Below are 8,484 nucleotides of genomic sequence, written 5' to 3'. Positions count from 1 at the left end.
TTCTGGCACCGCCAGAACTACAAAAAACGACCACTCAACCCCCTCGTTAGGAGGCGGGGGAGAGTTCGGCGAAGACGGGGCGGTGGTCCGAGCCAGCGCGATCGGCCGAGGTGATGACCTCGAAGCCAGTGACCTTCCACTGCGACGTCGACATGACATGGTCGATTGCTGGCACGAGCATGGGCGGGCGACCACTTGTCCAGGTACCGGAGGAGGCAGCACCCGCAGCCTGGGCCGCGTCGTAACACGCGCCGAGGGCAGCGCCGTCGGTCGTGCCAAGGCCCCACAGGTGGTCAAGCGTCGCATTGAGATCACCGGCAAGAATCGTGTTGCCGTCGCAGACCGTTGAGAGCCACTCGAGGTCGGAACGCCACAGATCCATGTACTGGGGCGTCGGGGCTATTGGATGAGCGGCGATGAACCGCGGGCCGTCGCCGCTCACCGGCTCGGCGATTACGGTGGCGAGCGCCGACGTGTCACCGAGGTCGGAGTTGATTTGATACTCGCCGAGATCTGACGAAATCAGGATTGTCGTCTCGGCTGCGGCATACCCAGGTGCGCCGCTGTTCGAGAGCACCCACATCGGGCTGCCCTGCTCCGACATAATGCCGGCGATCTCGACGCCCATGTCCTCGGTCGTCTCGGGCAGCACGACGACATCGGCCTCGCGTTCGAGGGCGAGCTGTGCGATCGTCGGCGAGCCGGGTTCGTTGCCGAGCGTGTTCCAACTCAGTACCTTGATCGACCCCTCGGCATTGCTCGCTGGCACATTCGTCGCAAGGCCTCGTACGAGATAGATACCGCTGCCGACAACGAGGACCAGCGTCAGCACCACGGCGGTCGCGCCGAACAGCGCCCGCGACTGGCGCGAAATCAGCAGCAGAATCAGCACGAGAATCAACGCCGCGCCGAGGCAGAGCAGCCCAACCAGCCGGAATGAAATGAGCTGCGTAAAGGGCAGAGTCCGCTGGAGGCCAAATAGCTGTGGCCAGATCAGCACAACGCCGCAGATGAGCACCACAACAGCGAGCAGGCCGCCGCTGATGCCCCACGCCGGCGAGATTCGTTTGCGTTTCGACATGACCGCTCAAGGGTACCTGGGCAGGCTGCCGAAAGGGCCGCCTGAACTCGGCCTACCATGAAGCATGACCGCGCGCCCCTTCGACCCAGCCAAACCGATCGACCTGCACCTGCACTCGAACGAGTCCGACGGCACCGAATCGCCGGCGCAGGTCGTGCAGGCGGCCGCGGATGCGGGGCTCGGCACAATCGCGCTCACCGATCACGACACCATGGTGGGCTGGGATGAGGCGGGGGCGGCCGCGCGCCAGCTCGGCCTGGCGCTGATCCCTGGAATCGAGTTCTCGACGCAGATCGAACTCGCTTCCGTGCACATTCTGGGTTACCTGCTCGACCGGCACGATCAGCACCTCGTCGCCGAACTCGACCGCATCCGCAACGATCGCGTGACGCGGGCCGAGCGGATGGTCGAGGCGATCGGCCGCGACTTCCCGCTGAAGTGGGATGACGTGCTCGCGGAGGCGCAGGAGGGCGCGACGATCGGTCGCCCCCATATCGCCGATGCGCTGGCCCGCAAGGGCCTCGTCGCCGACCGGAACGAGGCGTTCGCGTCGATCCTGCACTGGCGCGGCGGCTACTTTCAGCCCCACCGGGCCCCGCATCCGACGCACGCCATCGAGCTCATCCACGAGGCCGGCGGCGTCGCGGTGCTCGCGCACGGCGGGAGCCGCGGGCGTCGAGCGATGAGCGACGGCAACTTCCCGAAGCTTGTCGCGGCCGGGCTCGATGGCGTCGAGATCGGCCACCGCGAGAACGACGAGCTGGCCCGCTCACTCCTGCGCGGCTACGCCCGCAAACATGACCTCATCGTGACCGGTTCGAGCGACTATCACGGCGCCGGAAAACCGAACCAGCTCGGCGAGAACACTACGGATCCCGTCGAGCTGAAACGAATTATTGCGCGGGCCACCGGCACGAAGCCGGTCGTGCCGCATCGCGAGCGCTAGCGCTACTCGGCGCTGGCCTCGCTCGGTGCCGAGCCCTCGCCCGAGCCACCGCGACGCCGGCGACGACGCCGGCGCGGCGCGCGCGACGGCTCGCCGCCCTCCGACGCCGAGGTGCCCTCGGCGGGCGACTCGGCGGTCGCACTCTCGGCGCCGCCATCGGTCGTGTGCTTGCGGCTTCGCGAGCGCGAGCGCGACGAGCGGCTCGCCTCCTTCGGCGGCGCGTCGTTGCCTCGGGTGGAAGCGCCGGGCAGGCGGCCCTTCGTGCCCTCGGGAATGTCGAGTTCCTCGAACAGATGGGGGCTCGACGAGTAGGTCTCGCGCGGGTCCTCTTCGGCGAGCTCGAGCGCCTTCGAGATGAGCGACCAGCGGTGCAGGTCGTCCCAGTCCACGAACGTCACAGCGATGCCCGAGTGGCCGGCGCGGCCGGTGCGGCCGACGCGGTGCAGGTACGCCTTCTCGTCTTCGGGGATCGTGTGATTGATCACGTGCGTGACCTCTTCGACGTCGATGCCGCGCGCGGCAACGTCGGTGGCAATGAGCACGTCCTTCTTGTCACCCTTGAACGACGCCATCGAGCGCTCACGTTGCTCCTGGTTCATGTCGCCGTGCACCGCGGCGGCCGAGAACCCGCGGTCGCGGAGCTCTTCGAGGAGCTTGGCGGCAGCGCGCTTCGTGCGCATGAAGATGACAGTCTTGCCGCGGCCGGTGGCCTGCAGGATGCGCGCGATTAGCTCATCTTTGTCGAGCGGGTGGGCGCGGTAGACGATGTGGCGGATGTTCTTCTGCAGCACGCCCTCGTCGGGGTCGGTGACGCGAATGTGCACCGGCTGCGTCATAAAGCGGCGCGCGAGGTTGAGGATCGGGCCGGGCATCGTTGCCGAGAAGAGCATGGTGTGGCGCACCTGCGGCACGGCCGCGAAGATCTTTTCGATGTCGGGCAGGAAGCCGAGGTCGAGCATCTTGTCGGCCTCGTCAAGGACGATCTCGCGCACATTCTTCAGCGAGATGATGCGCTGGTTCATGAGGTCGATGAGGCGACCGGGCGTGGCGACGATGACCTGCGCGCCATCCTTAATCTGGTCGATCTGCCCCTCGTAGGCCTTACCGCCATAGATCGGCACGACGACGGTGCCGCGCTTCGCGGCCGCGCGGTCGAGGTCTTCAAAGACCTGCATCGCGAGCTCACGCGTCGGCGCGACGACGAGCGCCTGCACGCCGGGCTCGGGGTTCTCGCCCAGTCGCTGGAGCAGGGGCAGACCGAAGCCGAGGGTCTTGCCCGTACCGGTCTTTGCCTGACCGATGATGTCCTGGCCCTTGAGCGCCAGGGGAATGGTCTGTTCCTGGATGGGGAACGCTTCTTCAATGCCGTGTTCGGCGAGTGTCGCGGCGAGATCGGGCGCGACTCCGAGTTCAGAAAACTTCACAAATAGCCCTTATTCAGGTGGATCATGGGCGCCCGAATTCTCCAGGGCGCACGGGTGCGGTCGACAGCACCGCTGTCCACCCTACTCTGGGCAGCCATTTCGCATCCGGCTCGTGAGAAGATGACGCGGTGAGTAGTGAAGACGCAGAGAAGTCCTCGGCTACCGAGGCGAACCCGTTTGCCGAGCTCGCACCGGAGCCCCAGCTGCTGCGCGACGTCGCTGCCAGCACCCTGCGCCGCACCCGGCTTTCGCTCGACGACCTTGAGCGCGAACTGGCCCGCACGCCGGAGGCCGACGCGATCCCGCGCATCCGCGACCTCGTGCGCGCCGACGAGGGCACCGAGCCCGACGCGGTCACCAAGCTCCTCGACGACCTCTGGGCGCGGGTGAGCGGTCGCACCGCATACGAGCAGCTGCTCTCGCTCTTTCTCGTGAACGGCATCGTGCGGGATGCGGTGCTCGGCTTCGGCGCGCTCCGCACACGCGCCGTGGAGTTCGGCGACGAGCTCGACTGGTCGGCCTGGCAGGACGAGATCGTGGCGACGCTGCAGGCCCTGTTTGAGCGCGACATTCACATCGACGATCGGCTCGCGATGTGGGGCCGCCGCACCGCCGGCGACGGGGTCGTGTGGACCCGCCAGTTCGCGGGCATTGCGCCCGGCAAGAGCGCCGACACGGTCGTGGAGGGCGCCGAGGCGGGGGCCGAGGCCTTCGCCGGCGAGCTGCTCGCGAACCACTCGCGCCGCATGAATCGGCTGAAGCTCGCGGCATGAAATCCCCGCTGCTTGACTACCTGAATGAGGCCATGCTCGGATGCCACGACGGTGGCGAGGTGGCCAACTACATCCCCGAGCTCGCGAACGTCGACCCCGACCAGTTCGGTGTGGCGCTCTGCACGCCCGAGGGCACGCAGTACGACGCGGGGGATGCTGAGGTCGAGTTCTCGATTCAGTCCGCCTCGAAGCCGTTCGCGTACGCCCTCGCGCTCGAGACGCGCGGCGCGGCGGGCGTCGAGGAGCACGTGAACGTCGAGCCGAGCGGTGACCCCTTCTACTCGGCGAGCGTCGACGAAACGACCGGGCGGCCCGACAACCCGATGATCAACATCGGCGCGATCACGACCTACGCGCTCACGGCGCCGGACGACTGGACGCCAGCGGAGCGCTTCGAGCACGTGCGCGCGGGCCTGTCGGCCTTCGCCGGGCGCGACCTCGAGGTCGACGGCGACGTCTATCACTCCGAGATCGCGACGGCGTACCGAAACATGTCGCTCGCGTACCTCGTGCGCTCGACCGGGCACTTCGAGCTCGAGCCGAGCGAGGTCGTCGCCGGGTACACGCGCCAGTGCGCGATCCGCGTCACGGCGCGCGACCTCGCCGTCATGGGCATGACCCTCGGCCTGGGCGGGGTGAACCCGATCACCGGGCACCGCGTCGTCAGCGAGGGCACCGCGCAGCGCGTGCTCTCGGTCATGAGTACCTGTGGCATGTACAACGCCTCGGGCGACTGGATGACCGACGTCGGGATCCCCGCGAAGTCGGGCGTCGGTGGAGGGATCTTCGGCGTCCTGCCCGGCCAGGTCGCCGTGGCGACGTTCTCGCCGCGCCTCGACACGTTCGGTAACTCGGTGCGCGGCGTCGCGCTGTTCGAGCGGCTGAGCCAGGAGATGGGCATGCACCTCATGGGTGTGCCACCGGCGAGCGATGCCGCGGTGCACACCTTCACGCGTGACGACGAGGGGACCGAACCGCGGTTCCTGCTCGTCCTGCAGGGCCCGCTGCGGTTCTCGCAGTCCGAGCGCGTGCTGCGCGCGTTCGAGGAGATCCCGGATGGCCGCGTGCCCGTGCACCTCGACCTCGCCCGGGTCACCTCGGGCGACCGCGTCGCCCTCCGGATGATCAACGAGGGCATCCGCCGACTCTCACTCGACGGACACCCCGTGCAGGTCGACGACCCGAAGGACGTCCTCCGCCGCGCCTAAAATTCTCATTTAGTGAGAAATTCGTGTTGTCGAGACTCGCGGGATGCAGTTCTATAGCGTGACAGCGCTGGAAATTGGATTGCAAAGGGGCGGCTAGGCGTGGTTGATGGCGACGAACGACTTATCGCTCGACTGATGCGGTTTTTGCAATGTCTGGCAGATCGTCCAACGGTGACAGTTGAAGAAATTAGCCAACAATGCGGAGTCCCGGTAAGTACGGGATACCGCCTCATTCGAATGCTTGTCGACTCGGGTTTTGCGCAGCGCGTTTCGCCAGGGCGATACAGCGCGGGCGCCGTATCGGTCAAACTTGCGCAGCGATATCGGGACCAGGCACTCACTACGGGCGCAATAACTGGGTCGCTTCGGCGCCTCTCGGAGCAGTCGGGAGAATTTGCCGCTTACATGGTTCCTCACGACGACGAAATCCTCTGCGTGGATGCTGCTGAGTCACCTCGCTACGCCCTTCGGTGTTGCTACACGATCGGGGCATCTCAGCCATTGCTTCGAGGCGCGACTGCAACTGCAATTCTCTCGCATATGTCTAGCACTCGCCGAACTCAGATCTTTTCGCGCCATGGCCTAGACCGAAAGCAATCGCAAGAAATTGAGGACTCCTGCCGGACCGCGGAACGCGTCGGATATGCAATCAGTGCGGGAGTGCTAGATGAAGGCGTGTGGGGTGTGAGCGCGCCAGTGGTTGACGGCAGAGAAGTACTCCAAGGCGTCGTGACGCTAATGGCCCCAGTGCCGCGAGTTACAGACCGGAAGCAGCACTACATCAGGCTCGTCCTCGAGACGAGCCAGGCATTGAGCGGAGGGAATAAGTAATGAAGAGAGCACCCAGCGGGTGGAGTGGCCGAAACGACGGGGAAGGTGCCGAACACCTGCGTTGGCACAACGCAATTCGACCGTGGCCTGACATTCCTGGCGAGAGTGGCACAGTGCTTTTGGGATTTAGCAGCGATGAAGGTGTGCGAAGGAACCTCGGTCGGCCAGGTGCTCGAAAGGCTCCCGACGCACTTCGATCGGCATTGTCTTCAATGGCGATCCATAACTCCGGTCCGCTGTACGACGCCGGAGATATCTGTGTGGAGGGAGAAGAACTCGAGAATGGACAATTGGAGTTTGGTGATATGTTGGCGCAAATACTCGCCGCTGGCAACTTCACAGTCGGTCTCGGCGGTGGGCACGAGATCACCTACGCTAGCTACCTCGGATTCAAGAAGGCATCACTAAACACTCAATCTGAACGGTGGGGAATCATCAACTTGGATGCCCATTTCGACAATCGGCAAGCAGATCGTGCCAGTTCTGGAACTGGATTCTTTCAGATCCACGAGGATGCATTGTGGGATGCCATCGACATCAAATACCTAACGCTAGGGATTTCTTCGCCGTCAAACACACAGATTCTCTTCGAGCGTGCGAATGAGATAGGTATCGACCACGTGACCGACGAGCAACTAAATCGGCACGGTGCGAGCTTGGGGGAGCGGGTAGTTGGTGACTTCCTTGAACAGATTGACCATCTCTATCTGACCGTTGACATCGACGTACTCCCGGCATCGGTTGCTCCCGGAGTAAGTGCTCCGGCAGCGTATGGAGTGCCACTCGAAGTTGTGCGTGCATGCATTTTGAATATCGCCGAATCGTCCAAGTTGCGACATGCAGATTTTGCCGAACTCAACCCTGAGTTCGATATCGACCAGCGAACTGCGCGCACCGCAGCGCGCCTCATTCATGATCTAGTTACCACTCGGAGTGAAATTTGAACCTGCAAATTGATATGGTGCAGACTACTGCACTCACGCTCATCCTCTTATTGCTCGGCGAGGCGGCTAGACGTCGCATCGGGTTTCTACAGAGATTCTCGTTTCCGGCACCCGTGATCGGCGGGTTCCTATTCGCCCTGGTGGTATTCGCCCTACGCCAGACGGGTGTTGCCGAAGTCGAGTTCGACACTGCCTTGCAGACACCTGCCATGATTGCTTTCTTCACAACCATCGGCCTGGCGGGAAGCTTCGCTGTGCTGAAAAAGGGTGGCAGGTTGCTCCTCGTCTACCTCATCGCCTGTTGGACATTGGCGATTCTGCAAAATTTGATCGGGATCGGGATGGCCAACGTTGTGGGCGTGGACCCCATGCTTGGCATCATGGCTGGCTCAGTCAGTCTTGAGGGTGGCCTTGGTGCAGCTGCGGCGTTCGGGCCGACTGCTGAAGAGATGGGTACCACTGGGGCAACAGCTGTTGCGTTGGCATCGGCAACCTTTGGCCTGGTGGCTGGCAGCCTCCTCGGTGGACCCACGGCTGGGTGGCTCGTGAACCGCCACAAGATTAGGATCCCAACAGAAGCCGAAGCCCGAGTGGGTGCGCTCGTGGCTGCGAGCGGTTCGGGCTATGGCACGGCTTCGAGCGGTACTTCAGAAGACAATGTCGCGGCTGAGAGACAGGGAGTCAACTACCAATCGATGCTCGTGGCGGCCGTTGTCATCGGCGCAATCATGGTCGTTGGAATTCTCCTTGGTACATGGTTGTCGGAGATTACCGGTTTTTCATTTCCGGCGTATGTGGGTGCCATGTTGATCGCCGTGATATTCCGAAATCTAAATGACAAGTTCAATTTGGTGAAATTGGATGATCAGGCAGTCGACCTCATCTCGCAGTTCACGCTTGGATTCTTCCTAACGATGGCGATGATGAGCCTGAAGATTTGGGAACTCGCGGCCCTTGCGCTGCCGCTGGTCGCAGTTCTTTTAGTGCAGGTTGCTTTTATCCTCGTATTTGCTACCCAGATTGTTTTCAGAATGATGGGTAAGAACTATGATGCTGCCACTATGGTCGCTGGCCTAATTGGGCACGGTTTGGGGCAACTCCAAACGCTCTTGCGAATATGGATGCGTTCAATGCTCGATTCGGCGTTAAATGGCTCTTCGCAGTTGAGGGTGTAGTCGAGGGGCGCCGGCTGGTTCGCGGATAGACGTCGAGGTCTTCCAGGATGGAAGTTCTCACACTCACCGTCCGCCGGAAGACCTCGACTTGCACCACCCTAC

At 63.4% G+C, this 8,484-nt stretch carries 8 protein-coding genes; 6 read left to right on the top strand and 2 right to left on the bottom strand.

Annotation, left to right across the window (positions count from 1 at the left end):
• Positions 1 to 46: 46 nt before the first annotated feature.
• Positions 47 to 1,081, bottom strand: coding sequence for an endonuclease/exonuclease/phosphatase family protein (locus tag QM019_RS12135; RefSeq protein WP_282853214.1), 1,035 nt, complete (start codon positions 1,079 to 1,081; stop codon positions 47 to 49).
• 64 nt (positions 1,082 to 1,145) lie between these two features.
• Here QM019_RS12135 and QM019_RS12130 point away from each other — a divergent pair, with 64 nt between their 5' ends.
• Positions 1,146 to 2,027: a PHP domain-containing protein gene (locus QM019_RS12130; RefSeq protein ID WP_282853213.1), complete on the top strand. Its 882-nt coding sequence runs from the start codon at positions 1,146 to 1,148 to the stop codon at positions 2,025 to 2,027.
• A gap of 2 nt (positions 2,028 to 2,029) precedes the next feature.
• Here QM019_RS12130 and QM019_RS12125 read toward each other — a convergent pair whose 3' ends face one another.
• Positions 2,030 to 3,451, bottom strand: a complete 1,422-nt coding sequence (locus QM019_RS12125) for a DEAD/DEAH box helicase (protein WP_282853212.1) — start codon at positions 3,449 to 3,451, stop codon at positions 2,030 to 2,032.
• Positions 3,452 to 3,579: 128 nt separating this feature from the next.
• On the opposite strand from QM019_RS12125, the gene QM019_RS12120 reads away from it, so the two are divergent.
• The 5 genes from QM019_RS12120 (at position 3,580) to QM019_RS12105 (ending at position 8,382) form a co-directional block, all read left to right on the top strand.
• Complete coding sequence (locus QM019_RS12120; protein WP_282826669.1) at positions 3,580 to 4,224, top strand: hypothetical protein; 645 nt, start codon at positions 3,580 to 3,582, stop codon at positions 4,222 to 4,224.
• Positions 4,221 to 5,432 carry a glutaminase A gene (gene glsA / locus QM019_RS12115; RefSeq protein ID WP_282826672.1) on the top strand — a complete coding sequence of 404 codons (1,212 nt, stop codon included), beginning with the start codon at positions 4,221 to 4,223 and terminating at the stop codon, positions 5,430 to 5,432. The genes QM019_RS12120 and glsA overlap by 4 nt, the downstream gene beginning before the upstream one ends.
• A gap of 135 nt (positions 5,433 to 5,567) precedes the next feature.
• Positions 5,568 to 6,263 (top strand): IclR family transcriptional regulator, encoded by a 696-nt coding sequence (locus tag QM019_RS12945; protein ID WP_428831916.1) that lies wholly within the window; start codon positions 5,568 to 5,570, stop codon positions 6,261 to 6,263.
• Positions 6,263 to 7,207 carry a formimidoylglutamase gene (hutG, locus tag QM019_RS12110; protein WP_282826674.1) on the top strand — a complete coding sequence of 315 codons (945 nt, stop codon included), beginning with the start codon at positions 6,263 to 6,265 and terminating at the stop codon, positions 7,205 to 7,207. The genes QM019_RS12945 and hutG overlap by 1 nt, the downstream gene beginning before the upstream one ends.
• Positions 7,204 to 8,382, top strand: a complete 1,179-nt coding sequence (locus tag QM019_RS12105) for a sodium/glutamate symporter (protein ID WP_282853210.1) — start codon at positions 7,204 to 7,206, stop codon at positions 8,380 to 8,382. Before hutG ends, QM019_RS12105 begins: the two co-directional genes overlap by 4 nt.
• Positions 8,383 to 8,484 lie beyond the last annotated feature (102 nt).

Origin of the sequence: Gulosibacter sediminis, assembly GCF_030011715.1 — a bacterium.
Lineage (GTDB): Bacteria > Actinomycetota > Actinomycetes > Actinomycetales > Microbacteriaceae > Gulosibacter > Gulosibacter sediminis.
The sequence above is the reverse complement of the archived record's forward strand: the minus strand, read 5'-3'. Positions and strand labels throughout refer to the sequence as shown.